Consider the following 24,256-nt stretch of genomic DNA (forward strand, 5'->3'; position numbering starts at 1 on the left):
ACCGAGGTGACCTTCGGCCAAGGGGATGCTTTTGCCGTAAGTGTTTCCGTAGGGGTTGAAACGGAGGGAAGTCGCGAGAGCATGAATTGTCGAAATATCCCGACCTTCATGGAGGAACGCCGTCATGGCCCATCTCAACCCACACCCAGTGATTGCCATACAGGGTGGCGGCATCACACCCACCCTGCTCGGGCAAAGCCCTGCCCGTATTCCGACCGGCGGTAAAATCCGCGCTGGTATCAAGGTGCTGACGAAGAAAGCTGCCGAGCAGCCCAAGGCCAAGGCGATCTACGACCAGGGCGTAGCCGCTGGCCAGTCCTTCGAGCAGATCGAACGCACTATCTCCGAGGTGCTGCCCGCCCTCAAGACGCCACTGGTGCCGCGCAATGTGCCGTGGTTTACGGTGCGGGGCCAGGATTTCCCTAATCCTGAAATTGCCGCGCAAATTCTGGCGGCTTTTGGCGAGAATCGGGGCGAGGGGATGCACCTGTATCGCTTCCCGGTGGTATTTCCTTCCGACTACTGGCAGACCGTGATGCCGCACGAACTGGCAGCCTGGGGGATGAACGACAAGCACTACTGGTCGCAATACTCGGCCGATGGCCGGGTGCGCCATTGCATGTGCCATGCGCCGGTACCGGTGGACGATACGGGGCGGCGCACGATCCGTCTCTTCGGTGGGCGCAAGACCGTGGTCCGCGAGGAGAATAACGGCCTGTGCGAACCGGAGGCCTGCCGCGAGTACCAATCGCGTCAGTGCAACCTGACCGGGCGATTCCTGTTTTTCATACCTGGCATCCGCTCGATCAGTGCTTTCGAATTGCACACCAACAGCTTTTACGCGATGAATGCGGCGATCCAGAAGTTCGAGACTGTCGGCTTTCTGCGCGGCGGGCGTATCTCCGGTTTTCTCGATCGGCAGCGCACGCCGTTCTATCTGACCAAGAGGTTGATGGATGTCGCCCATATTGACGAGCAGGGCCGAGCCGTGCGCGTACCACAGTGGATCATTGATCTTGAGGCACCGGTGGACGTCACTGCCTTGCTGCGCGATAACGAGGACATCGAGACGGCCCTGCTGCAGGCGCAACTAGCGACGCAGGTGCTGCAAGTCAGTACGGTCGAGGCCTCTGCTGAAATGGCGCAATCTGATGAGGGCGAGGTCCGCTCATCCCCAATGGTCGATGCCTCGCCTGGCGACGAACTGCCGCTCCAGAACGGGCATCCCAGTTTCGAGCAACTGATGGCACGGGTGCTGGCTTATAACATCGTTCCTGAGCAGTTCCGGGCCTATGCCGACCGGCGCTGGGGTCCTGGCTGGAAGATCAACCCGCATGGCCGTGCCCGGGCCTGGAATGAGCTGGAGCGCTACGACAACGATCCACAGGGCTACCGCGACAAGATCGAAAGCGAAATGCAGTTGGCGTCGCGCGGGAGAACAGCATGATCCGCATCGCGCATTTTTCCGATCTGCACTACGGCACCAAAAATCGGGTGGAGGCGGATCACTGCTTCGGCGCCGCCATCGATCGGGCCATTGCACAGGAAGTAGAAGCTGCCGTGCTGTCGGGGGATGCCATTGACCATGCACTGGACTTACACGCGCCGGCCGCCGAACGACTGTTCGCCCAAGTGCGGCGACTGGCCGACCATTGCCCGGTGCTGATGTTGCAAGGCACGTTTTCGCACGAGCCGCCCGGTACCTTGGCGATTTTCAAGCTGCTGGGCGGACGCTATCCGGTGCATGTGGCCGAGCGTATTGAACAAGTGGCACTTACCGCCCAGGGCCAATGGCTTGTTTCGACGGACTGGTGCTTCGAACAACTGCCGGCCGGTACTCGTGCCTTGTTCTCCTGTGTGCCGACGGTGAACAAGGCGGTGGTCGCCGCAACGGTTGGTGCGGCAGACGCGGCGCAGGCCGTTGGCGAGCATCTGGCCGTCCTCATGCGCGGTTTTGTACCGATTAATCGGGCCGCACGGTTGCAAGGTCTGCCCACCATCGGTATCTCGCACGGCACCGTATTCGGCTGCCTGAGCGAGCACGGCGTGCCAATGGCCGGCTTCGATCATGAATTCACCACCGGGGCGCTGTTCGCAGCCGAGGTGCAGGCCTTCATGCTCGGTCATATCCATCGACATCAGTTCTGGGAGCAGGAGGGTAGGGCCGGGCGGCAGTGCATTGCCTATCCCGGTTCTATCGGCCGTTTTCATTATGGCGAGGAAGGCGAGAAGGGATTTCTGGTATGGGAGGTGGATGCCAATCAGGTGCGCTGTGCACTGGAGCCAACGCCAGCGCGACGAACGGTCGACGTTGTGTTCGACGGCAAACCAGACCTCGACGCGCTCCGCGCTGCCGTCGCCCGGCAGGACATAGCCGGTGCGTTCGTGCGCGTGCGTTGGACTGTTGCCGATGAAGATCGTCATGAAGTCGACCGTAGGGCAATTGAGCGCTTGCTGGAGGGGGCCGCTGAAACCAAGTTGGAAGGGCGCATCGTACCGGTGGTACGGACACGGGCAGCCGGTATCTCGCAGTTGGCGCATTTGGCAGACAAGGTGCGGGTATGGGCGCAGGTAACCGAGATCAGAGTGGAGCCACTGCTCGACTGTCTTGAGGCGCTGGCAACCCAGAACCCTGAACAACTTGCTGAACGTTTGCTTGACGGTGGTCGTTGCGCGCCTCCGCTGCATGCCTGTGATGAGGCGAGACCTATGCCAAGTATTCCGCTACTGGATCTCTCACACGGTGACGGGCTTCAGCCGGTAACACTGGAACTGTTTTGAAGTACGAGTATGTGCCCCTGGGGGGTTACGTTGTGGTTGTGGCGTATTCCAGAAACTCCACGAGAGGAGATCGGGCTTCATCCCAACGGCGCCGATATCCTTCCGGCCTTTCCCGATGATTAGCGGCGGTCAGATAGAGTCGGCGTTTGGCTCGTGAAATTCCGACGAAAAATGCCGAGCGCTCATCGGCACGCTTGCCAAAGAAAGTTTGTTCTTCAATGCCCAGCATGATCACGCTATCGAATTCCAGGCCTTTGCTTTTGTGAATGGTCATAATTCGCACAGCGCTATCCTCCGAGAATCGTGACAGGGCACCCGCTGCATCCGTATCGAGGGCAAGAAGGTCGGTGATCCGATCCAAGGTTTGTGCGATGACTTCCTCCAGACGGTTGCCTCGCTCGTAGTCTGCCGATAGTGCTGCTAAGGCTTCCTGTCCTAGAAGTGCGAGGAAACTGTCAGCAAGTTTGAGTAGGGCTGCGGCGTTGTGCGCGACGGGACCCTCTTCGCGAACCTGATTGCGTGCGCCATCGATATGGCGATTCCAGCGTGCTCGCAGGTCGTAGGCGGTGTCCTCGTCCACTCCTGTGGCAAGGAGCACGTCCATCAAGCGACCATAGGCATCCGGCTCTCGCTCGCCCGCCACGACGGACAGGAAGTCGACGATGAGCCGTGCCGCCGGCTCGACGGACAAATCCTGCAAATTTTGTTCGTTACGGAACGGTAGGTGGCGGCTCGCCAACTCCGCCATCAGCCGGTCAGCGTAGAGGTCTGGGAGTTTGGACACCAGCACGGCGATTTCAGAGGGGGGCATGCCTTCGTCGGTGATCCACGCTTGGATCAGGTCGGCCAGTGCCTCGGCTTCCGCTTGGCTATCGGCGAATGCCAGGACATCAACCGAGCCGTCTTTGCCTGCCAACTCGCTATCCGGTATAGCAGCCTTGGGGTCCATTATTTTGACCATCGCATTCTGTATGCGACGCAGACGTGGCTGAGAACGGAAGTTCTGATAAAGGTTGAGGGGGAGGGCCTGAAAGTCTTCGGCGAATGCCTGGAATACGCCTTCGAGCGCGCCAGCCCAGCCCATGATGCGTTGTTTGGTGTCGCCGACAGCAGTCAACGGAATGCCAGTACCGAGAAAGGCGATTCGGATGAGCTGGTATTGCGGATCGGTACAGTCCTGAAATTCGTCGAGGAAGACATGGCTGTAAGTCTGTCGAACGGCATTGCGCGCCACTTCGCTGCTCTGAAGGATTTGCACCGCTAGGGGCACCATGTCCTCGAAGTCGATCTGACGTCCTTGGACTCGTGGTGAGCCGATCGAGTAGTCTGGATCCAGCGCATTCCGACCGGTCAGCACGGGGCGAAAACGATCGATCAGTCGCTTGGCAAATGCATGAAAAGTATGGCTGTCCAAACGCGCAGCAAGTTCAAAGCCACAGCGCCGACGTACTCGATCCTTGAGATTGCGACTGGCGTCGACCTTGAATGAGATGGCGAGGATGCGCTGCGGATAGCGACAGATGCCGGTACGCAGTAGAAAGTCCGCACGCTGCGCGAGCATCTCGGTCTTGCCGGCCCCGGGGCCAGCCGTCAGTGCCAGGCTGCGCTGGGATTCACGTGCTGCGGCCAGCGCATTGGGTTCCAGTTTCAGGCCGTCGGATGGTTGCCAGCGATCAGCTTTGATCACTCCGGGAGTCCCTTGAGGCGTGCCTCGACCGCATCAATTAGTCGGGCGACCCGTGGCGGCATGTGGTCGACCAAGTCTTTGTCACTGAGTTCGGCCATGGCCGCGAGGTGTGCAGCCGGCTTGCTGCCAAGTTTGAACCGCTGGTGATAAGCAGCAAAATGCTTCTGGTGTTCAGTGTTGTATTGCTCTATGCCATGGTGTTTCTTGCCCAGCACTGCAGTCAGCGTAGATGTCTCGGGTTCAGCAAGTTCTGCAGCAGCCAACTCGTACGCCGCGCTGTACCTACGCAGCATCGCAAAGTCTAGGTCGAGCGGGGATGAGAAAAAAATTGATTGTGTTTCGAGCCAACTCAACCATTGTTTTCCAGACTCGGATGTCATCACCTGATCGGTGCCGTTCCATTCGGGGAGGGCTTCGATGCTTGTCTTTGATAGGCCTTTGATCGGTTTGCCCAGCGCAAGGATCTGCTTGGCGGCATAGCGCACGCGGCCCCATCCGCCCTGATAGCGCCCGAGATCGAGATCCAATAGCGTCACGTAGGGAATGTCCAACCCATCAAGAAGTCGCCAGAAATGGTTGACGTGCCGGCCGCCTAGCGGCACGACCGAAATTGAGGTGTCGTCATCGGCAAGCCCCTTGGCCCGCAGCATGCGGGGCAGGACGATCTCTTCGCTGTCACCTTCGCCGAGGACGACCAGCCGAGAAAAATACAACTCAGGGAAGGCTTGCACCGCTTCCCGGACGAATTTGTGGGCTTCGTCTGCGGCGTCCGGCATGATTATCGACTTGACTACGGTCTGGCGGTCCCCATTCAGGCGAAGGTAGCGGATGTTCTCCGGCGCAACGCGCTTGAGTAGCGATGGCGCATGAGTGGCGACGACGGCTTGGGCGTCATGATGCTCGGAGAAGGTGGTCAGCGCCTTGATCACCCGACCCAGATAATGGGGCGACAGACTGTTCTCAGGCTCTTCCATCGCGACTAGGGTGAACACGGCAGGTCTCAGCTTGTCCACATCGAATGCGTCGAGTTTGCCGTCCAGGACTTCGCGACCGATTGCCTGGATGGATAGGACCAGTGACACGTAGAGCAGGGACTGCTGACCGTCGCTCAAGCGCGAGAAGTCGACGATCTGCTCACCATGTCCGGGCGTGAAACCGACTGTCAGGTGACGCAGGAGGTTGTCGATTTCGTTGCGCTCGAACGAAACACTGGGTTTCGTGTAGTAGCTTCCTTTGTGCAAGGTGCTCCAGTGCGCGGACAGGTGTGCGCCGATGCCGCCTACCGCTACGTTTTCTGCCAAAGCTTCGCTGATGTTCTGGGTCAGGCCGGCAATTTCGTCGCGTTCGGCCTGCCAATCGGCGGCACGCAAGGCGCGCCCCAGCAAGGAGTTGGCTGCATAGGAAATATGGTCGCTAGGGTCGCGTCGAGCTGGGAGGTAGTGCACCTGGATCGCATTGCGATCATGCTTTTGCACCGCCACCATCTTGACCGGCTCTCCGTCGGTGTCGACCTGGATCACATAGTGCAGGGTCTCTTCAATGTCGCCATCATCGTCCAGTTCAGCGTTCAGGCGAAACCGTACCCGGGGGACACCGTCGACGGACTCCAACTGCATGTGGGCGAAGTGCCCCGGGATAGTGGCATGTTTGCCCTTGGAATTCTTGAGTTCGGGAAACTCGAACTGTGCTTCGATCCACAGTGTCAGTGGTCCGATATCGCTCTTGGCAAGGTCCGCCGGGGTAACGTGAAAGTCGCTTCTGCGCACCCGCCGCAGCGCCGGATCGAAACCGAATAGACGTGAGAGCGCTTGAAGCACCGCTGTCTTGCCAGTCCCGTTGGGGCCCAGTAGGAAACTCATCGCTGACAAATCAATAATGGTCGAGGTCGGGCCGAAAGATTGGAAATTGTTGATCCGTAGTTGTGTGAGTTTCACGCTGTTCCCAAGTTGAATATTTTGATTGCATTGTAATCAGCGATGGTACAAGGACCAAAGGAGTCTTTGTCGGAACTGGCAGCTGCCAGTCGGGGTTGAAGTCGGGAAGCACTGGCGGATATTGGTTGCTGTCATCTTCCTGGGAAAAGCCGGCATGCAACCGCTTTCACTTACGCTTAAAGGCTTTCGCGGTATCCGCGCCGGTCTGGGACGCGATGTCCTCTCCCTGAATTTCGAGCAACTGGCCGACGGTGCCGAACTGGTCGCCATTGCCGGTCCTAACGGACGCGGCAAGACAACGGTGATGGAGAATATGCACCCCTATCTCACCATGCCCTCGCGTGCGGCGACGGCGGGTCCGGGTAGCTTCTCCTATTACGATCACGTCTGCCTCCCGGAAAACGAGAAGGACTTGGTGTGGTCTCACGCTGGCCGAACCTACCGTTCGCAGGTGGTGATCCGCCTCAACGGCCGGCGCAAGACCGAAGCATTCCTGTTTGCACTTTCTGACGACGGTGCGTGGAAACCCATGGCATTGGAAGATGGCACCGTTGCGGACGGCAAGATGGAGACCTATACCCGCTGTGTCGAGGCGATCTGCGGCAATGCCGACACCTTCTTCACGTCGGTGTTTTCCGCTCAGGGAAAACGGCAGTTGAGTGCCTATCGCACTACCGAGATCAAGACGTTGTTGGCTGATCTGTTGGGGCAGGAGGAAATCCGGGCGCTGGGCCAGAAAGCAGCCGAAACGGCGCGGCTACTCAAACTTGGTCTGGCGGTAATTCGGCAGGAGCAGTCCGGACTGGATGATGATGCGCAACGCATCGCCGGAGATTTGCGACGGCTTGAGGGCGCTACGGGACGCGTCGCCCAGAGTCTGGCGGCACGCCAAGGGGCTCTGGCGACTCTGGAAGCGGCCCGAAGTCAGCATGCGCAATTGGCGGCCGAACGAGAGCAGTCACTGAGTGTTGAGCTGCGTCGGACGCAGCTTCAGGGCGAATGCAGCGCGGTGATTCAGGCTGGTACCGAGGCCATAGAAGCCTTGAAGGGCCAGGAGCAGGGCGAGGCTCAGCGCCTGGAGCGACTGGAGCAGCGTATCGCGCAACGCCTTACCCAGGACCTCAATCGCCGGCAGGCTTTGCACAATCGGCGCCACCAATGCCTCAAGGTGTTGGCCAGTACATCGACCGTGCAGCATGCCAAGGCCCGTCTGCCCATGGCCGAACACGCCCTGTCGCTGCACCGGGCTCAGGTCGCCCACTGGCGCCAGCAGACCCAGCACCTGACCCAGTGCAAAGCTTCCGAGCGCCTGATCCTGCAGAAATTATCAGGGATCGAGCGCGAGGCTGGGCAGGCGGCGCTCAAAGCCGAAGAATTGGCGCGGCGCTTCGGCCTTGCCGGGGTGGTGCCTTGTGCCGGTAGCGACCTACAGGGGCAATGCCAGCTCTTGGCGGATGCGCGGGAAGCACAGGCTCTGATTCCCAGTGCTCAGGCCGCCATCAAGCGCCTGGCAGACCAAAAGGCAGCGGCACAAGGGGAATTGGCGGCGCTTGGCGGGCAGTATGAAGGGATTGCTGCCGCGCCCCAGAAGCTAGCGTGGGCTGAACATCGTGCCGAGGTGGCCGACGTGAGAGGCTCGCGGTATGCGGTACTGGCAGCCATGGCGGGAGAACAGGCCCGGGCGAAGAGCGCACTCGCCGAGATTGAGGCGGAGTTGGCTGCGCAGGACGGCGAAACATCGTTCTGCCAGCAAGAGGCGGAAACACCGGATGAGTTGGCCGAGCGCCAACAAATTGGTGCCGCACGGCAGGCGATTGCAGCCCAACACGAACAACAGGCCAAGCACTACCGCGCCACGCTGGACCGGCTCAAGCAGGTGTTGGCGACCTTGCCTCCATGCTATGACGAGCAGCGTCTGAGCGAGTCGCGCAGGAACATGGAAGAAGCTGCGCAGTTAGTCGCTGCCGCCGAACAGAATTACCTGAGCGCCGTGCGGGACGCCGAAAACTTCGCGGCCTTGGCGCAGCAGGCAGCAGCTTTGGCTACCCGCCGGGCCCAGGTGACGAGCCGTGTCGCCAAGGTCCAATCCGAGTTGGGTAAATGGACCTTGTTTGCCAAGTGCATGAGCAATGATGGCTTGATTGCCCTGGCCATTGATGATGCCGGACCGGCCTTGGCGGGACTGGCCAACGATCTGCTGCTTGCTTCCTACGGTTCCCGTTTCACGCTCTCCATCTTGACGCAGGTGGAGACCGTCAAGGGCGAACAGAAGGAAGGTTTCGATATTCAGGTGCACGACGGCGACACTGGCGAAAGCAAAAGCGTCAGCCTGATGAGCGGTGGCGAACGGGTGTGGATCAATGAGTGCCTGATCCGGGCAGTGGCACTGTATCTCGCCCAGAACACCGGACGCTGTTATGGCACCCTGTTCTCGGACGAAGCCGATGGGCCGCTGGACCCCGAGCACAAGCGAATGTTCATGGCGATGAAGCGGGCGGTGCTTTGTCTGGGGGGCTATCAGCGAGAGTTCTTTGTCTCCCAGACGCCGGAACTGACCGCCATGGCTGATGTCGTGATCAATTTGGAAGTCTGCACACAGATGCCAGCATGAACAATCCTCTCCGCAGTCCAATTTTATCTGTGTGTTCGTTTTAAGCATTTTATCGGCTGGGTGTTAATTCTTCACCAGAATAATCATCAGTTAATCGAAGTTCTGTGAAAGTCAGGAGATATAAGTGTCAGATTGGATCGGGTAAATGTTGGAAAAAGCAGGGCGTCAGCCTGTCGGCCCAACGCCCCCCAATGGAGCTGCTCGATAGTCGCCTCCTCAGTCGGCTCTCTTCTCGTCCGCCGTTTGGTCGACGTGGTGCCCTACTACGATGTTGCCTGCATTGAAACGTTGATCCAAATACACCGCTTCGATCATCTCATTGGGTACACAGATTTCGAGGTTGCCAAGTTTCTCAGTTAGCGTGTCAATGTTTGTCCAGTCGAGGCCTGGCTCATGGAGACTGTCGTAAACAATCTCGTCCTCGCCGGCGAACAAGTTCTCCCGACAGCGAAATACCTGCAGGAATAGTTCGCCTAGGGGCCGGTCATAGCCGGCCACCACCAATACGGCTCGGCCCTCGTGCATGAGCCGGATGTGATGCCGACTCATGAGGCCAGTTCCGGCATTTCGAAAATCGGCAGGCCGTCAATTACGGCTGCTTCGCTGTCGAATTTCAGCCAGACGATGCCGGCCAACTCGGCGACCTCGAAAATCGCGGCCAGGTCGGTTTCGATCGGGATGCTGTGGCGCGGCGCACCGACGTAGAGGATGCCGCCGCAGTCGGTTGGATAGGCGTTGACCGACAGGTCGTTGTCGGCCAGTTTCAGGCGCGTGTTCGAACTCAGATGCAAGAGCGAAATTGCGGCCAGGGGTTCAGCCTGTGTTCTCAGGCATGTCACGGAAGTGTTTTCCATGCGGGTCTCCTCCTTTTTTAGAGCGTGTCGACCTGGTCTTCGAGTGCTGGCCAGTTTGACGGTGGTAAGTCATGCCGCAGTCGCGGCAACGGAACCAACGCAGGTATCCGAGCGTCCCCAGGGGGACGCCATCACCTGCGCAAAGCGGGCAATATGAAGTGGAAGTCATTGATTCTTCCCCTTCACAAAGCAATTATTGAAGTCCGACCCGGTTGCCTCAGAGAAGCACATCCAGATCGGGCTCAGCACGGAAAGCGGGCGACTCATGACGCTAGATCAACCCAAGTTCGGCAAACGAAACGACTTTGTCACCGGCCACGATGAAATGGTCGATGATCCGCACGTCCACCAGGCTCAGTGCCGATTTCAGGGTTTGCGTCAGCAGTTCATCGGCCCGCGAGGGCTCGGCTTCGCCCGAGGGATGATTGTGGGCCAGGGCCAGCGCTGCAGCATTTCGGGTCAGCGCTCCCTTGACCACTTCCCGGGGATAGACGGAGGTCTGGGTCAGGGTTCCCCGGAATAGTTCTTCAGCCTCGATCAGGCGATGGTGGGCATCCAGATAAATCACCAGGAACACCTCATGCTGCAGGCCAGCGCAGTGCAGACGTAACCAGTCGCGCAGAACTTGCGGTGAGGCCATCACCGGGCTGTCGCACATCTGCTCGCGCAAGTCGCGCAACAGCAGTTCGCGCGCCACGTCCAGGCGGTGGGCCAACTCAGTTTCGGGCAGGTTGCCCATGCCCATGTTGGCAACGGCATCGCTGACATGCAAGGGTAGGGCACTCGATGCGCAAACTGTGGGCGCGAGTAATTCGCGGACGAGGTCGGCGCGGGATAGGATAGACATATTCATGGCGTTCTCCTCTACAAATGGGAAAAGCGGGAACGCCGATCCCGACGGGGACGAGGTCCCCGCGTGGGATGATGGTGTGGACTAATGTACAAATGACAGTCGGCAAGACGAATGAGGCAGGTATCGACTGCGACGCCGGCCAAAAACCGGGTGGCATTCCACAATGGAATGTATTTAGGCTTGGCTAGTTTCTCGCATCGGGTTCTGGGCTTCAATGGGCTGGTAGGGACGCCATGCGCAAGCCGGTCGGATTCCGGTCGATTATGTATAGCGTTATCGATGAGGGTGTCGTGCGAAAACTATGCCCCATAGCCTTGCTTTGGCGACGTCAGCGGAAGACGCGCGGCTCGATCGTCGCGCCGCACATGAAGGCGAGGTAGGCGCCGGCCTGGCCGATATCCCGGAAACTGGCGACGACTTCTTCGCGCCGGAGTACGTCCCAGGGACGTTCGGCATTGGCTGATGGCTTGATGCTCAACTCGGCTTCCCGATAAGCGTCATGGCGGTACAGGAAGTTGCCGGATGCCCAGTCAACGATAGCCAGGATGCAAGCACACAGAATGGCGCTGCCGCCCTGTTCGCCAGGCTCAATCAGAAGTGGGACTTTCAGGGTTCCGATCGAGCGGCCAATCCGGCCGACGACATCGTGCTCTTCCAGCCAGGGTTCGCCGGTAAGCGTGTCGCCCAGAATCAGACGGATCTTTCGTTCGTGAGTCCGACAGGACTCGATAACCTTGGCGGCCCGGGCATCGGTGCCTGGATCGAAGTAGGTTGTGCGCGTCAGCGGCGATTCGCTCCAGGCCTGGACGGCATGGCAATACCTCTCGTAGCCAGCGAGGGTGGCATAGTCCTCGTCCGTGAAGGCCAGGTCTGATCGGTTCAGTTTTCTGGCGATCTGATCGGCATGATCGCGGGCGTTGGCAAAGCCGAAGCAGGAGTAGCCCTCGCCGCAATCGATCACATAGAGTTGTTGTTCGGCATTAATGCTGACCTTGTTCATCTCGGGTTCCTTTCAAAAACCCGTGGCGCCCGTTCCCCACAGGGTGTGAGCCCCACGGGGTACTGGGTAGTCGGCTGTCTGTTGAATTGGCAGCCGATACGTCAGCCGCGTCTCAGGCTGCTTGGGCGGCCGGTTGGAAGCGTTCTTCCTGGGCTGCGTCATCGGAAATGACGACCATCTGTTCAGATACCAGACGATCCAACTTCAACAGCAGGGCGTTGGCGTGCTCCTGATCATCAGGGCACAGGGAAGGACGCAGTTGCCGGACTTCTTTTTTCATGCGGAGAAGTTCTTGGGCGATGGCGCATTCGGCATGTGCTTCGATGGCATTCAGGATTTCAGTAATGGTTCTCATCAATGGATTCCTTGCTTAAAAAGGCCGGCATGCAGGGCAAGACGGCGGGCGGGGGGGTGAAAGCGTGGCGAGCAGATTTCGCGGCAGGTGCGTTCGTCTTGCCGGTGCTTACGGGCATTTAATGGATAGGGTGGGATCGGGACGAGCGCTGCACGTGCCGCTCGATGAAGCGGGCGTGGGCGTTCGGCGATCAAGATGCGACTGCAACTGCTATCGCGTTGCAGGCCGGGACGATATGGGTCCAGTGCTTCTCGGGTCAGGCAGCCGTGCGCGTTGTTTTTGCGCTGGGCGCAGCCTGAGTTTCAGTGGATGCGGGTACTTGTTCGGCCGCTGATGCAGCCGTCCGTTGGTTGAAGGCTGTGCGCGCCGTTTGGAACTCGGCTTCCCGAGCCAGGCGGCGAACTTGGGCGATGGCCGGTTCTTTGGCTACCCCGGGCAGGCATTCGGCGGCGATGTCGCTACCGTGAAACCACAACTTCTGCAGACCGCGCAGTGGCTGGATGAACAGCCCGACGCACAGCCAGCGGACGAACTGACCGATCCGTTTGTGGCGCGTTTGGCGGGCCTTGTGCTGGCGCAGGGATTCCCGGCAGCACAGGTAGAGCGCCAGATGGCTGCGCTTCATTTCAGGATCGGACTCCAACTGGGCCAGAACTTCGCTAGCGATGGCCGGATCCCGGCCGACGCGCTGGTAGAAACCAACCCAAGCACGTTCTTCCTCGGATTCGAGGCTGGCGCGCCGCGGACGAGGACGGGACTTCTCGATTGACATGGTGTTATCTCCAAAGGTGAACAGAGGGAACACCTGTCCCCGGTCGGGGAAGCGGTAGACTCCCCGGGGTTGCACGGACATGTGGCGCTGTTAAGCTGAATGCCCACACGAGACAAGAGGTGCCAACACCATGCTGCGTGCAGGCGACGTACTACGGTTCACGCCCGACGAAATCGAGGATTTCCGAAAACTCGGACTCGACTTCGATGGGGCGCGAACACCGGACGACATCGAACAGGCATTGACCCGGTGGGCCGACACGCTGAACGACGAACGTCCGAATCTGCTGGAAAAAATCGCTGCGGAACTGGCTAAGGCCAAAGGCATCCAGTTACCCGCACGCTTGACGCGGGTACGCTGATACAGCCTTGCTGTTCTCCTCGGCAATCTTGATCCAGCGGTCGGCAATCCGGTCCAGATAGACCAGATCGTCGGCTTCGATCTCGCCCGACTCTCGCAAGCGGGCGATGACCTCCTTGACCAGGGATGGATCGTCCTTGGCCAGTTGAATCACGGTGGCGGCAATGCGTCGGCGGTAGAGGCTGATCGGCATGATCAGGCTCCCATCGCATGAGGCTCGGAAGCGCCGCCGGACCGTCCGGGGATGATCGGCAGCGGCTTCAACAACGCCGGGATGGCCGGTGTGCGTATGGCAGGCCGGGCATGCCCGGAACCACCTAACAGCACAGCAACTGGGCGCGACGTTTGGGTCACAGGGGTTGCGAACATGGTGTTCTCCTTCGGGAATGAAAGGGAACACCTGTCCCTGGCGGGGAACTTGGGGTTCCCCGTTCGGGATGCTCCGCCCGGATCGGCAGAGCGGCTCAGGACATGCCTGGTGGCATGTGCAGGATGACGGCCTACGAGTGCCTTGGGTCAATGCAGATCAACCCGAAGGTCGAACGGCGGCGAAACACAACATTCGGCCCGAAGGCTGAACATGACTCTCGGCCAAGTAAACGGCCGGTCCCGACGGTAGTCGGGTATTCAGAAGGCAGGTGACGACTGCGACGCCAGCGAGGCCGGACTTCAGGGCAAGCAGAGTTGCCGATGAAGGCTGTGCAGACACGATGTCCGCAGAAAGCCCTTACAGTATTGCGCTGTTTTCGTCCTTGGCTCAAGCCTGCCTAGCCTTTTGCCACCTGCAAGCGCCCGGCGCTGAGATCGCTTTTACTCGGGATTATCGTTTCCGAACCGTCCAGCCATAGGGGAAAAGGATGCGTTCATGAGCCTGTTTGTCGAACGAAAGGTAATTGATGGTCAGTAAATGGGAAGGAACCACCATTTGTTCGGCCAGTCGCGCCTCAAACTTGGCGATGGTCATCTTTTCGGCATTCGGGATTTCCCCCGGTTCGACTGCGTAGTCCTCATCCTCCAACCACATGATGCTAGTACCGCCGCAATGGATTGACTTAAGTCGATACGTATTGGCAGCACTATCGGGAGTCGTCGCGACATCAACCACCACAGGGTGTTTTCTGCCAGGGGTCGAGTAGAAACGGCCGGCCTCGGGAAGCAGACATTCGGTGATAAAGTCAAAGCTGGACGAGAGGTTTTTATGCTGCTGGAGGGCGAATAGATCCTCGAACCTGCGGGCCTTGAAGTCTTTTCGGAGTTTTGCCTTGGGGTCGAAGAAGACCTCGAACAGCATGCCGTCCAGTAGCGCTTTTCGTTTCTCGGGTTTCGCCGCCTGGGTCCGGGCGGCGAAGTCGCTCAGGTAGGCAATGGCACTGTTCGATCCGCCGCATGCCGCCTGATAGATGTTCCGCCCGAGAACGAAGAGAGAGTCCAGCGACGCCTTGTTGGCGATATCGGACAAGAACCCGTCAATAGCCGGATTCTGCACTGGCCAAGTCAGGCTTTTCAGAGCCTTGATAATCCGATGAGATGCTTTGGCTTCGTCGGGCACGAACAGGCCGTCGCTGAGCGCGCTGTCGGAGTAGTCGTCAATGCGAGCCCCAAGGCTCAGGTTGAAGTAGAACTCGCCGGATAGCGAGGTATGCTCCCAAGAAATCTGTTTTCCATGTGTGGCGGCACTGAGCGTGTTGCGGACCCGCTTGAACATGTTCTCGATCGAACAGTCGGGAGTGGCAATATGTTGAAGTAATGCAGCGGTATACGCCCCATTGCGTCCGTGCCCATCGCTGGCGGTTTGGCCTGGCGAAGTGGCATAGGCGATCAAGGTCCCTTTGGGGGCATACACGGGGGCCAGGCCGCGGGTTGCCGCCGAACGATGCCAGGCCCGTTCGAACGGATTGTCGCGACAGGCATCCAGGATGGTGATGCTGGTCGACGTTGCCGCCTTTTCCATGGTTTCGATGACCCGGTTCAAGGGCAGCGAAGAGTATTTGGCCTCAACTTCCCCGGCGGTATCGGTGTCCACCGCCGCCAGATAGTTCTCGCCTTCGATCTGCATGCCATGCCCGGCAAAGAAGAAAAGGCCGACATCGTTGTCTGGCAGTTCTCCCTTGAATCGCTTGAGGGCTCGGTCCATTGCCGCGGCTGTGCAGTCGATTTCTTTGATCACCGAGAAGCCACAAGCCTCGAGCTTTGCGGCAACATCCTCGGCGTCGTTGACGGGGTTTTCGAGTTCGCTGGCATCCTCGTAGGCGCCGTTGCCGATGACGAGGGCGGTTAGCCGCCGACTCATGAGTTCGCAGTCCGAATTTCCGCCAGATCCAGCAATTCACCGACCGAGATGCTTTGGCTGTAAGCGCAGGGGATCACCCAGGTCCCGGCGAGTGGCAGTTCTTGTACCGTGATCTCGTCCGGCGCATGGAAAGCCTGGTTGAGTAACTGCTTGTGAACGTAGTGGTCCCCGTAGTGGCCGCCACATTCACAAACCGTCATGAAATACGAGTCGCCGGCAGTCATGCTGTGACGAATGACAAAATTCGGATGATGCTTGAGGATTTCACCAAGCAATCCCGCTGGCAGTTCCTCCACGTAGCTCAACAGGAACCCATCTTCCTCCTGCTCTTCCTTGGCGGAAAGATTATTGGTGGCCAAGGCGGCGACCATGTTCTCCTTGCCGCAGAGGTTGCATAGCTGCATGGCGCTGATGAGGAAGAGGGGGGCGCTGACTGAGATTCCGTCGATGGTGTCCATGATTCTGGTCGAGCATGAAAGCGCAGAACTATAGCCCAGCGACATCGGTGAGAGCCAGTCCGATTAAGGGAAATCCGGATTTTGTTACTTCAGTTATTTCATTGAGGTAGGGCGACGAATGCACTGAGGTGACTGGGGCTACCGATATGGCCTGAAGATGTCAACGAGAACCTCATTGGTTACGTTAACGTCATTGGCTCAACGGTCATGCAAATTGAGTTATCAGCTTTCTTTTCAAGCCTTGTGGCGCCGGTAAGAGAAAGAAATTGGTCAACAACATATAGGACTTCGGTTTCACCAAATGACGATCAAACAATTGATGCAGCTTTGCTATGCACAGGGATTGGATGGTAAGCAAACGGATATTTGTGTGAAAGGTATTGCAGTAAATCTGCTGTCACCAAAGATGCCTGTGACGGCCATCGACATGGACTCCCCGGAAGATTTGCTGCGGATGATGAAAGGCGCAGACTCAGCGCATATGTTTGTTGAAGGCGGTACTTGTCATTTCAATGCGCTTTATTCGGTCGCCGAGAATTTTCCGACGCCCAGAATTTACTTCATGAAATCGCACCTTCTCGATGAAATTGGTCGGTTGGGCCTCTTCCTTGAGCGCCATGGATTCAAACTACCTGTTGTCAATACAGCAAAATTCTCGGAACTTATCGAAGATAGGGAGTACGCGAGCCGCTACCACCGTTGGCACGAAAGCTGGGAGGCCAAGAGCAAAGCGTTTCGGGGTCTTGTCGCAGGACGGGTCGAAAATACGGGGGTTGAAAAGGGCATGTGGCTTGCTACGGATGGTTGCTTGATATGCGGAGAGGAAACCGACTATATGTCGACGGGGACGCTTATCGGTGCAAGTGGTTTGATAATCGGACTCCGCTTGTGCAAGCAGCACGAGGATGAAGCCCGAGATCACGCATCGCTCATCGAATACATCGCAAAGAGAATGGGCGTTCCCGCCCCGTTCTTCTCTAACATGAAACTCGTCAAACATACGAACGAGACATTGGCCATGTCTTGCCTTGCGGTTCAAAACGAGCTTGAGTGTGACATCGAGAAGGTCGACGAGAAGACAATTACTGCGGTTCGACGAACCGGGTTTCGCATCATTCTCAGACAGGATGCACTGGATGATTATGCCTACATGATTCAAGATCCAAATGGAAAGCCAATCTCGCGGATTGACTCAGCCAATCACCATGCGGTCGAATATGGTCCCGACCATGTTCATCGGAACCTCAGCAAATCGAAAAAGAATCAGGTCGATTCAAGTTTCACTTATGGGTTTGTATTGGCTGACCTCAAAGCGATCAAGACGTTGGTTGAAGAAGCGGAGTCGCACTCGAAGCCGCATTGATACCCAAAGAAAATCCCCACAGTCTTTCGACCGTGGGGGTAAGGTTAATCAAGCAGTTTGCCGCAGATCTTCGGTGTCGATTTTCCCGATGCCCGCCTCATCTTTGTCCAGGTCGAGTTGCCTGAGCAGTTCGCGCTGCCGAATCAATAGATCGGTCAGGCGGCCTTCATACTCGAAGGGGCGGGTCAGTTCCAACCGAAGATCCTCCAGCCTCTTTTGCCGGGTTGCCAACAGTGTCCCGGCATCGGTGTGGTGCTTGGCTATCGATTCCAAAGCACCAAGCAGGGCGGCGACGAGAGCCGGACCCGTTTGATAGGGATCGGCCTGGTAAAGGCAGTGCCCGGACAAGTAGAGATTGGGCACTTCACCGCTCCGGGTGGCTCGCACACCGAGATCGAAGCCGCCGAAGCGGCCGACGACGCGTTCGATCGGGCGGTTTGCCGTCTGCACTTCGTCCTTCGCGGACTTCACCAGGCCGCGCAGCGCCTCGCCCACGGCATCGGCGCCGACAATCCGCCGGCGGCCGAGTTCCAGGGCGAGGCCCTGGAAGGTTGGGGTTTCAACTCGTTCCAAATCCTGTGCATAGAGCGCGATCTTGTTTTCCAGCGCCTCGATCATAATCGGCAACCGGCTCACCTCGCCCTCATTGGCAAAGCGCTGGTTGCGCCACACCGAGAACAGCGTCGAGAACTTGGCTACCTCCGCGTCTACACCGGCTTTCTCGATCACCAATGGATTGCCCGAGGCCAAGGCTTTCACCTCGGCGTAGGACAGGGCCGTCAGTTCTACATCTTCCAGCGAACGGATTCCCTTGTCGCCGGCCATGACTTGAGCGATGAAGCGTGCCTTGGTTTCCAGCGTCTGCCATGAGTAGCTGTCGAAGCTTTGCTGGGTGACGTAGCGGAAGATTTCCACTTCCTCGCTCAGGTTGCCCTGGCGCAGGATGCGGCCCTCGCGTTGCTCAACATCGCAGGGACGCCACGGGGCATCCAGGTGATGCAGGGCCACGAGGCGCGTCTGCACGTTGGTGCCCACCCCCATCTTGGCGGTGGAGCCCAACAGCACCCGCACCCGGCCTTCCCGGACCGCCTTGAACAGCGCAGCCTTCTGAGCATCGCTCTCGGCGTCATGGACGAAGGCGATTTCCTTCTCGGGAATGCCCGCTGCCATGAGCCGCGCCCGCAAGTCGTCGTAGACGCTGAACGTCTTGCCGCCCTTGGGGGACGACAAGTCGCAGAATACCAACTGCGCACCGCGGAAATCCATCGTGCGCTGCCAGATGGCATGGACTTCCCGCACGCAGGCGGCGACCTTGCCGTTCTCGTCGAAGCGCGCCGTCGGTGCCACCAGCCGGAAATCCAGCGCGGCCTTGCGGCCGTCGGTGGTCACCGCCAGCATGTTGTCGTCCTTCGGATCGACCTCGCCGTTGCGGATCGCCTCGGCGCGCAACACCAGGGTCTGCACGAAGGCCTTCAACGACGGGCTGGCCGGGCAGGCGACGACTCGCGGCTTGCCGCCACGCAACTTTGGCACCGGCAGGTCCAGCATTTCCGCCGTGCGGATGTCGGCCACTTCGCCGAACACCGCCATCAGTTCGGGCACGTTGATAAAACGTGCGAAGCGCGTGTGCATGCGGTAACCGCTACCGTCCGGCGCGATTTCCAGCGCCGTCACGCTCTCCCCGAAGGTCGCCGCCCAGGCATCGAACTGTTGTAGCCCAAGTTCCTCCAGCCGCTTGGGCTGCAGGTAGCGCATCATCGTGTGGACTTCGGCCATGGTGTTGGCCACCGGTGTTGCCGTCGCGAACACCACGCCGCGCTGCGCATTGCCGTGGCGCTGCATGGTGTAGCGCGTCTTCAGGAAGAGGTCGAAGGCGCGCTCCGAACTGGTCAGCGGCAGGCCTGCCACCCGGGTCATCTTGGTGAACCGGTAGAGGTTCTTGTGCAAGTGGGCTTCATCAACGAACAGCCAGTCGATGCCCAGTTGCTCCCAGGTCAGCAGATCGTCCTTCTTGCTGTCGGCGGACAGCTTTTCCAGCCGGACCTGCCAGCTTTTCTTCATCGCCTCGAGTTGCTTGACGATCCGGTTCGACCGGTCGTTGCTCTTCTCGGCGCGTACCGCCATTTCTATTTCATGGATGATCTCCTTGATGTAGCCCTCGGTGAATTGCGGCGACAACTTGATGCGCTCGAAGCTCGAGTGGGTTATGGCCACCGCATCCCAATCGCCCGTGGCGATGCGTGACACCAACTCGCGCCGGCGATCGCCCTCCAGGTCTTCCTTGCTTGCCATCAACACCGAGGCGTTCGGGTAGAGCCGGACGAACTCCGCGGTGTATTGGGCCAGCATGTGATTAGGCACCACATGGCAAGGCTTGTTGGCGAACCCCAGACGGCGCAGTTCCATGCTGGCAATGACGCAGACCGCCGTCTTGCCGGCACCGACCACGTGAAAGAGGCCGGTATTTCCGGACTGCACGATGCGCCAAACGGCATCCGGTTGGTGCGGATGCAGATCGAAGCAGCGGGAGAAACCCGGCAACTTCAGGTGCGAACCTTCGAAGTGGCGCGGCCGCGTCGCATTGAACAGATCGTTGTAGATGCGGCACAAGCGCTCGCGGCGTTCAGTCTCCGAAAAGGCCCAGGTTGCAAAACGTTCTTTGACCAGGCCCAGTTTTTCCCGGGCGGCCAAGGTTTCGTCGGCATTGACGTAGTACTTGTCGGTCTCCGGGTCGCGGTCGCGCACCGTAGGCACCTGGACGTTCAGCGCGCACTGCACCAGTTCGATGGCGTTCATGCGCGAGGTGCCGAATTCCTGGGTTACCTTGACGTTCTGCCGGGCTTCCCACTCGCTGTACTTCACCGACCAGGCACCAGCCTCGGCCGAGTAGCCCACTTGGCAGTCCTTCAGTTCCAGCACTTCCTGGACGAAAGTCTCGACGTCATGGGCCGGAACCCACACCGCGCCCAGGCGCGGCTCGATGGCCGCCGGCGGCAGATCCTCGGGCTGTACCCGTTCCAGCGCCTCGACATTGCGCCGATACGCCGGTCCCGACAGCGCCGCCTGTTTGAGCTTCGTTTTCACGTTTCCCGACAGGTAGTCGTCGGCGGTCTTCCAGTCCCCATCCATCGGGTCCAGGAAAATGTGGCCGGCGCTGGCAAGCATAGCCATGACTTCGGCTTCCGGTGCTTCCAGCAGCCCGGCCATGTAGGCCGGATCGACCCGGCCTCGCCACTGCACCGAGGCGGCCAGTGCCTCGCTCGGTTCGCCTGCACGATCGGGTTCGACTACGCGGCTCAATGTGCGCTGGGAGAACAGCGCCGCCTTGCGCGCCGTGCCCGATTCCTCATCGTAGTGCTCCAGGGACAGCAGCAGCGGATAGTCCGGGTCGCGCCGAAATGCCAGCGCGTTGGCCCGGGCCGTCAGGCAGCCGTACTTGGCGACGAAGCGGTCGTAGGTGCCGTTGAGCATGGCCCGCTGGTGACCCAGACGACCATTGTTCTCGTCCTCCAGTTGCGCATCAAGCAGGGTCCGGGCATGGTCGCGGATCGCGCACATGCCGGTGATCCGGCCCCGCTGCGTGGCATTGAGTTGGTCATGGACATCGACCAGTTCGCCACCTTCGACCCGATGCACCCGCCCTTGATGCAGACGGAAGCTACCGGGACGGGCACCGGCTTCGGCCGGCACCACGACACGTAGCGGTGCCGTTGCGTGCTTAACCGGCTCGAAGACGCCGGTGGGCAGCAAGGCGATGCGCTCGCGCAGGGCCGCTTCCAGGTCGCCCTCGAAAACTGCCATCGGGACTTCCTCGTAGCCGTTGCTCTCGCTACGGATGCGACCGATGCAGAACTCGGGGTGCCGCATGTACCATTCGTTGATCGGCAGGTAGCGATTCGGCGGTGCCAAAGGGTGCCTCAATTCGTTCGGCACCGCGGTGATGTCCAGCCACTCGGCTTCGACCGTCTCCGAGCGTTGCCGCTTGCGCAGGAACAGGATGTCGGTCTGCACCTCGGTGGCGGCGATGCCGGCGAAGGCACCTTTCGGTAACCGGATGGCCCCCAGCAGATGGGCCTGGCTGGCGAGATACTGGCGTACCGTCTCTTGCCGGGACTCCATCGTGTGGCTGCTGGTGATTAGGCAGACCAGCCCACCGGGGCGTACCAGGTCGATAGCGCGCCCGAGAAAATAGTTGTGGATGTTGTAGTGGGCATAGGCCCGGTTGCTCTGGTCGGCGACCTGGTACTTGCCGAAAGGAACGTTGCCGATCACCAGATCAAACCAGTTCTCGGGCAGCGGCGTTTTCTCGAAGGGAGCGATCCGCACGTCCGCGCCGCCGGAGGCATAGAGCGCCTGGAGGATGCGACCCGAAAGGCGGTCGATCTCGATGGCGGTGACGGTGCTGCACCCGGCCAAATCCTCCGGCATGGTGCCGATGAAATGGCCGATGCCGGCAGCGGGTTCGAGCACGCGGCCGCCGCTGAAGCCGAATCGATGTATTGCCTGCCACATGGCCTCGATCACGTGAATCTCGGTGTAGTGGCTGTTGTTCACGGAGGCCCGCCCAGAGGCGTAATCCTCGGCTGGCAGCAGGTCCTGCAACCGTCGGGCGCGTTCGGCCCAAGCGGGCTCGTCCGTATCCAGGTTGAAACTCGCCGGCAGACCGCCCCAGCCGGTGTAGCGCAGGAGGGCCTGGCGCTCTTCCGCACTGTGTATGCGGTTCTCGTTCTCCATCCGTTGCAGGGTGTCGATGGCCACCAGATTGGCCTCGAACTTGGCGACGGCGCCGACCGGATAGAGCCGGCCGGCACTGGTGAGGCGCGGCCACAGGATGCGTGGTGCGGCCTCGACGACCTGGCTGGTCGTGCGCCAACTGGCGCGGGCAACTATGGCAGGTTCGGGCGTCTCGATCTGAGTCGCTTCGATGCATTCCGCCAAGGCCGCGTCCACCGTCGGAATGACGATGGGGATTGCCAGTTTCGGCAGGGTAGGGGGCTCGGGCTCGTCCGGATCGAATCCGGGCAGCCACATGGAAGGCGCAGTGGAACGACGGGCCATGGGTGTTCTCCAAAGAAAAATGAGGAACACACCGCTCCCGGGGGAGGTGTGCTCCCCGGTGGGATGGCAAAGGCATGGCGTTGACCGATGGTTTGGTCACGGACAGGCGCGAGGAAACTGCATCGGACTTCAAGGTGAAGTCGACGGCGTGGGCAAATTGGATGTGCCTGGGTTCAGGGAACCGGTCGACGGGCGTCGGCAGGCATGGGTCTCAGTTCGGGATGAAGTGCGGACCCCGGACAGGGCGGCGGTGAATCGTCATGGCAGGCAGGTAACGACTGCGGCGCCAGCGAGGCTGGCTTCAGGGTGATGGGTTTCGCCGTGAAGGCTGTGCGGACACCATGCCCGCGGATAGCACTTGCAGTTTGGCGGCGAGTAAGTAAGGGCTCAAGAGTGCGGTGAAAGTTGCCAAACTCAAGCGCCTCTAATTGGAGGGGCTTTTCCGTCATAATTCCCGACAAGACAATCCAACAGGGAAATCGGGAGCAACGATGACGATCGTCAGGGAGCACAATTTCACGCTAGCCACTGCGCGCCACGTCTTTTTGCATCCATCTCGTGGCGTAATTTTTACCGCCGACGGTTTACCGCTGGCCGAGGCCGAAAAAGTAGGATTCTCGCCGTTGATTATGTACGGCGTTTCCTTACCAGGATTGCCGGATATTGCCGTCCGATTTGTGCGCCTCGACGCCCCGCGCCCGATCATCGATGTTCTGACCGAGTTCTGGGATTGCCTGCCGGAACTGCGAGGTAAGCCCGAGCGTTTGCGAATCAGCCGCAACTGCGCGGCCGCCGACCAAGGCTTTATCGAGGTGCTTCAGGGCGCGGGCATCGCGATCGATGTCGCCGCGTCAAACGATAAGTCTCATGCTGCGGTACTGCGAAACGCACAGAAGGACGCCAGGCAACTTCAGTTCTACTTGCCGAAATCGCTAGATGAACTCCACCAAACCGCAGACAAGGCTTTCCGTTTTCGTTGCCAGCATTTCAGCAAGGTCGCCCAGCGCGAACTCGCCAACCAGTGGAAAGTACTTCCGTTCGTTGAGCCAAAGGTCGACGTACCCGACAACATGGACTGGATACCGGGGGATTGGCTCTCTGCTTGGCAAATGAACGTCCCGGCAAACCTCCCGCGCTACTGGGACGCATCGAACGATCCAAAACTGAGAAACTGGCTCTTCTCAGGCGATGCGGATGATGCGATGGCCGATCCGAACAGCGGGGATATCCCTGCTAAGGAGCCTACGGAGTATTTCGATAGCACGGCAAGCAAGGAGGTCAGCAGCATGATCCAATGCTGGCCAGGTGGCAAAAAGGCAATCGCCGATTCGATCGAGGTCACCGTCAAGGAGATCAGTTGGATGATCGCCGGGCAGCAGGCTCTGCCGCCGGAAAAATTCGACCGCTTGCTGGATATCCTGGGTTTCCAAGCCAAGCATGAATATTACGAGCCAAGCAAGCCGTGCATTCTGATTGCCGAGATGGGAAAGCACGCACGAGAAGCCTACCTTGCCTTGACACACGGCGGAGACCTGGCGCTTTCCATCGACGCCGTGCCGGATCGAGGCGTACCGGACCCAAGTTGGCAGTACCTGACTTTTGCTGCCCATGGAAACCAGCCGAGCGTCATCATGGTCCCGCGAGGGAGCAGGGTCAGTACACAGATGCCTGACTACTTCATGAACTATACCGGGACACAAACAATTCCCGAGAATGTCTACCGGGACATCGTGGCAACATGCGCGGCCATTGGGCGGAAGCCAGCCCAGAACGTCGCGTTGACGAAAGGCCTTTACCAGCGGCATAGCGAAACCTTCGATGGACTTATGCGATCTTCCCGCTACTACTAATCGGGCTCCGTGATTTTCCGATTGATGCGG

At 59.4% G+C, this 24,256-nt stretch carries 18 protein-coding genes; 6 read left to right on the plus strand and 12 right to left on the minus strand.

Annotated elements, in window-relative coordinates:
* Positions 1-124 precede the first annotated feature (124 nt).
* Both WBK19_RS09895 and WBK19_RS09900 read left to right on the plus strand, forming a co-directional pair.
* A complete protein-coding gene (locus tag WBK19_RS09895; RefSeq protein ID WP_511289275.1) occupies positions 125-1,447 on the plus strand; it encodes a recombination directionality factor in 1,323 nt (440 codons plus the stop codon).
* A complete protein-coding gene (locus tag WBK19_RS09900) occupies positions 1,444-2,781 on the plus strand; it encodes a metallophosphoesterase family protein (RefSeq protein ID WP_511289277.1) in 1,338 nt (445 codons plus the stop codon). Before WBK19_RS09895 ends, WBK19_RS09900 begins: the two co-directional genes overlap by 4 nt.
* Positions 2,782-2,806: 25 nt before the next feature.
* On the opposite strand, the gene WBK19_RS09905 is transcribed toward WBK19_RS09900, so the two are convergent.
* Both WBK19_RS09905 and WBK19_RS09910 read right to left on the minus strand, forming a co-directional pair.
* Entirely contained in the window at positions 2,807-4,468 is a 1,662-nt protein-coding gene (locus WBK19_RS09905; RefSeq protein ID WP_511289279.1) for a UvrD-helicase domain-containing protein, read from the minus strand.
* On the minus strand, positions 4,465-6,402 hold the full coding sequence (locus WBK19_RS09910; protein ID WP_511289280.1) for an ATP-dependent nuclease: 1,938 nt from the start codon (positions 6,400-6,402) through the stop codon (positions 4,465-4,467). Before WBK19_RS09910 ends, WBK19_RS09905 begins: the two co-directional genes overlap by 4 nt.
* 154 nt (positions 6,403-6,556) lie before the next feature.
* On the opposite strand from WBK19_RS09910, the gene WBK19_RS09915 reads away from it, so the two are divergent.
* Positions 6,557-9,013, plus strand: coding sequence for a DNA repair protein (locus WBK19_RS09915; protein WP_511289282.1), 2,457 nt, complete (start codon positions 6,557-6,559; stop codon positions 9,011-9,013).
* Positions 9,014-9,229: 216 nt separating this feature from the next.
* Here the strand turns inward: WBK19_RS09915 and WBK19_RS09920 are convergent, their stop codons facing one another.
* The 6 genes from WBK19_RS09920 to WBK19_RS09945 form a co-directional block, all read right to left on the minus strand.
* On the minus strand, positions 9,230-9,562 hold the full coding sequence (locus WBK19_RS09920) for a hypothetical protein (RefSeq protein WP_011288289.1): 333 nt from the start codon (positions 9,560-9,562) through the stop codon (positions 9,230-9,232).
* Entirely contained in the window at positions 9,559-9,867 is a 309-nt protein-coding gene (locus tag WBK19_RS09925) for a DUF5983 family protein (RefSeq protein WP_011288288.1), read from the minus strand. Before WBK19_RS09925 ends, WBK19_RS09920 begins: the two co-directional genes overlap by 4 nt.
* 271 nt (positions 9,868-10,138) lie before the next feature.
* On the minus strand, positions 10,139-10,720 hold the full coding sequence (gene radC / locus WBK19_RS09930) for a RadC family protein (RefSeq protein WP_011288287.1): 582 nt from the start codon (positions 10,718-10,720) through the stop codon (positions 10,139-10,141).
* 328 nt (positions 10,721-11,048) lie between these two features.
* Positions 11,049-11,720 (minus strand): hypothetical protein, encoded by a 672-nt coding sequence (locus WBK19_RS09935; RefSeq protein ID WP_511289285.1) that lies wholly within the window; start codon positions 11,718-11,720, stop codon positions 11,049-11,051.
* A gap of 112 nt (positions 11,721-11,832) precedes the next feature.
* The gene (locus WBK19_RS09940) at positions 11,833-12,075 is read right to left on the minus strand and encodes a hypothetical protein (RefSeq protein WP_011288285.1); all 243 of its coding nucleotides are present in this window, start codon (positions 12,073-12,075) and stop codon (positions 11,833-11,835) included.
* A 256-nt stretch (positions 12,076-12,331) separates the two neighbouring features.
* Positions 12,332-12,847, minus strand: coding sequence for a hypothetical protein (locus WBK19_RS09945; RefSeq protein WP_511289287.1), 516 nt, complete (start codon positions 12,845-12,847; stop codon positions 12,332-12,334).
* Positions 12,848-12,977: 130 nt separating this feature from the next.
* On the opposite strand from WBK19_RS09945, the gene WBK19_RS09950 reads away from it, so the two are divergent.
* A complete protein-coding gene (locus WBK19_RS09950; RefSeq protein ID WP_011288283.1) occupies positions 12,978-13,208 on the plus strand; it encodes a hypothetical protein in 231 nt (76 codons plus the stop codon).
* On the opposite strand, the gene WBK19_RS09955 is transcribed toward WBK19_RS09950, so the two are convergent.
* From WBK19_RS09955 to WBK19_RS09965, 3 genes are all read right to left on the minus strand, one after another.
* Positions 13,179-13,400, minus strand: coding sequence for a hypothetical protein (locus WBK19_RS09955; protein ID WP_041224392.1), 222 nt, complete (start codon positions 13,398-13,400; stop codon positions 13,179-13,181). The genes WBK19_RS09950 and WBK19_RS09955 overlap by 30 nt on opposite strands.
* Positions 13,401-14,027: 627 nt before the next feature.
* Positions 14,028-15,497, minus strand: a complete 1,470-nt coding sequence (locus tag WBK19_RS09960; RefSeq protein ID WP_511289289.1) for a caspase family protein — start codon at positions 15,495-15,497, stop codon at positions 14,028-14,030.
* Positions 15,494-15,955, minus strand: coding sequence for a hypothetical protein (locus WBK19_RS09965; protein ID WP_157037212.1), 462 nt, complete (start codon positions 15,953-15,955; stop codon positions 15,494-15,496). Before WBK19_RS09965 ends, WBK19_RS09960 begins: the two co-directional genes overlap by 4 nt.
* Before the next feature lie 301 nt (positions 15,956-16,256).
* Here WBK19_RS09965 and WBK19_RS09970 point away from each other — a divergent pair, with 301 nt between their 5' ends.
* Positions 16,257-17,318: a hypothetical protein gene (locus tag WBK19_RS09970; RefSeq protein WP_511289291.1), complete on the plus strand. Its 1,062-nt coding sequence runs from the start codon at positions 16,257-16,259 to the stop codon at positions 17,316-17,318.
* Positions 17,319-17,366: 48 nt separating this feature from the next.
* On the opposite strand, the gene WBK19_RS09975 is transcribed toward WBK19_RS09970, so the two are convergent.
* The gene (locus WBK19_RS09975; protein WP_511289293.1) at positions 17,367-22,376 is read right to left on the minus strand and encodes a helicase-like domain-containing protein; all 5,010 of its coding nucleotides are present in this window, start codon (positions 22,374-22,376) and stop codon (positions 17,367-17,369) included.
* 491 nt (positions 22,377-22,867) lie between these two features.
* Here WBK19_RS09975 and WBK19_RS09980 point away from each other — a divergent pair, with 491 nt between their 5' ends.
* Positions 22,868-24,226, plus strand: coding sequence for a hypothetical protein (locus WBK19_RS09980; RefSeq protein WP_511289295.1), 1,359 nt, complete (start codon positions 22,868-22,870; stop codon positions 24,224-24,226).
* The last annotated feature ends 30 nt before the right edge of the window (positions 24,227-24,256 follow it).

The organism is Azonexus sp. (assembly GCF_049652925.1).
GTDB lineage: Bacteria > Pseudomonadota > Gammaproteobacteria > Burkholderiales > Rhodocyclaceae > Azonexus.

Bases quoted from the DNA above. Each gene is read 5' to 3' on its own strand.
- WBK19_RS09895 (WP_511289275.1), top strand. From the start codon at position 125: ATGGCCCATCTCAACCCACACCCAGTGATTGCCATACAGGGTGGCGGC.
- WBK19_RS09900 (WP_511289277.1), top strand. From the start codon at position 1,444: ATGATCCGCATCGCGCATTTTTCCGATCTGCACTACGGCACCAAAAAT.
- WBK19_RS09980 (WP_511289295.1), top strand. From the start codon at position 22,868: ATGACGATCGTCAGGGAGCACAATTTCACGCTAGCCACTGCGCGCCAC.
- WBK19_RS09960 (WP_511289289.1), bottom strand. From the start codon at position 15,497: ATGAGTCGGCGGCTAACCGCCCTCGTCATCGGCAACGGCGCCTACGAG.
- WBK19_RS09955 (WP_041224392.1), bottom strand. From the start codon at position 13,400: ATGCCGATCAGCCTCTACCGCCGACGCATTGCCGCCACCGTGATTCAA.
- WBK19_RS09950 (WP_011288283.1), top strand. From the start codon at position 12,978: ATGCTGCGTGCAGGCGACGTACTACGGTTCACGCCCGACGAAATCGAG.
- WBK19_RS09920 (WP_011288289.1), bottom strand. From the start codon at position 9,562: ATGAGTCGGCATCACATCCGGCTCATGCACGAGGGCCGAGCCGTATTG.
- WBK19_RS09945 (WP_511289287.1), bottom strand. From the start codon at position 12,847: ATGTCAATCGAGAAGTCCCGTCCTCGTCCGCGGCGCGCCAGCCTCGAA.
- WBK19_RS09975 (WP_511289293.1), bottom strand. From the start codon at position 22,376: ATGGCCCGTCGTTCCACTGCGCCTTCCATGTGGCTGCCCGGATTCGAT.
- WBK19_RS09915 (WP_511289282.1), top strand. From the start codon at position 6,557: ATGCAACCGCTTTCACTTACGCTTAAAGGCTTTCGCGGTATCCGCGCC.
- WBK19_RS09925 (WP_011288288.1), bottom strand. From the start codon at position 9,867: ATGGAAAACACTTCCGTGACATGCCTGAGAACACAGGCTGAACCCCTG.
- WBK19_RS09935 (WP_511289285.1), bottom strand. From the start codon at position 11,720: ATGAACAAGGTCAGCATTAATGCCGAACAACAACTCTATGTGATCGAT.
- WBK19_RS09970 (WP_511289291.1), top strand. From the start codon at position 16,257: ATGACGATCAAACAATTGATGCAGCTTTGCTATGCACAGGGATTGGAT.
- WBK19_RS09965 (WP_157037212.1), bottom strand. From the start codon at position 15,955: ATGGACACCATCGACGGAATCTCAGTCAGCGCCCCCCTCTTCCTCATC.
- radC (WP_011288287.1), bottom strand. From the start codon at position 10,720: ATGAATATGTCTATCCTATCCCGCGCCGACCTCGTCCGCGAATTACTC.
- WBK19_RS09940 (WP_011288285.1), bottom strand. From the start codon at position 12,075: ATGAGAACCATTACTGAAATCCTGAATGCCATCGAAGCACATGCCGAA.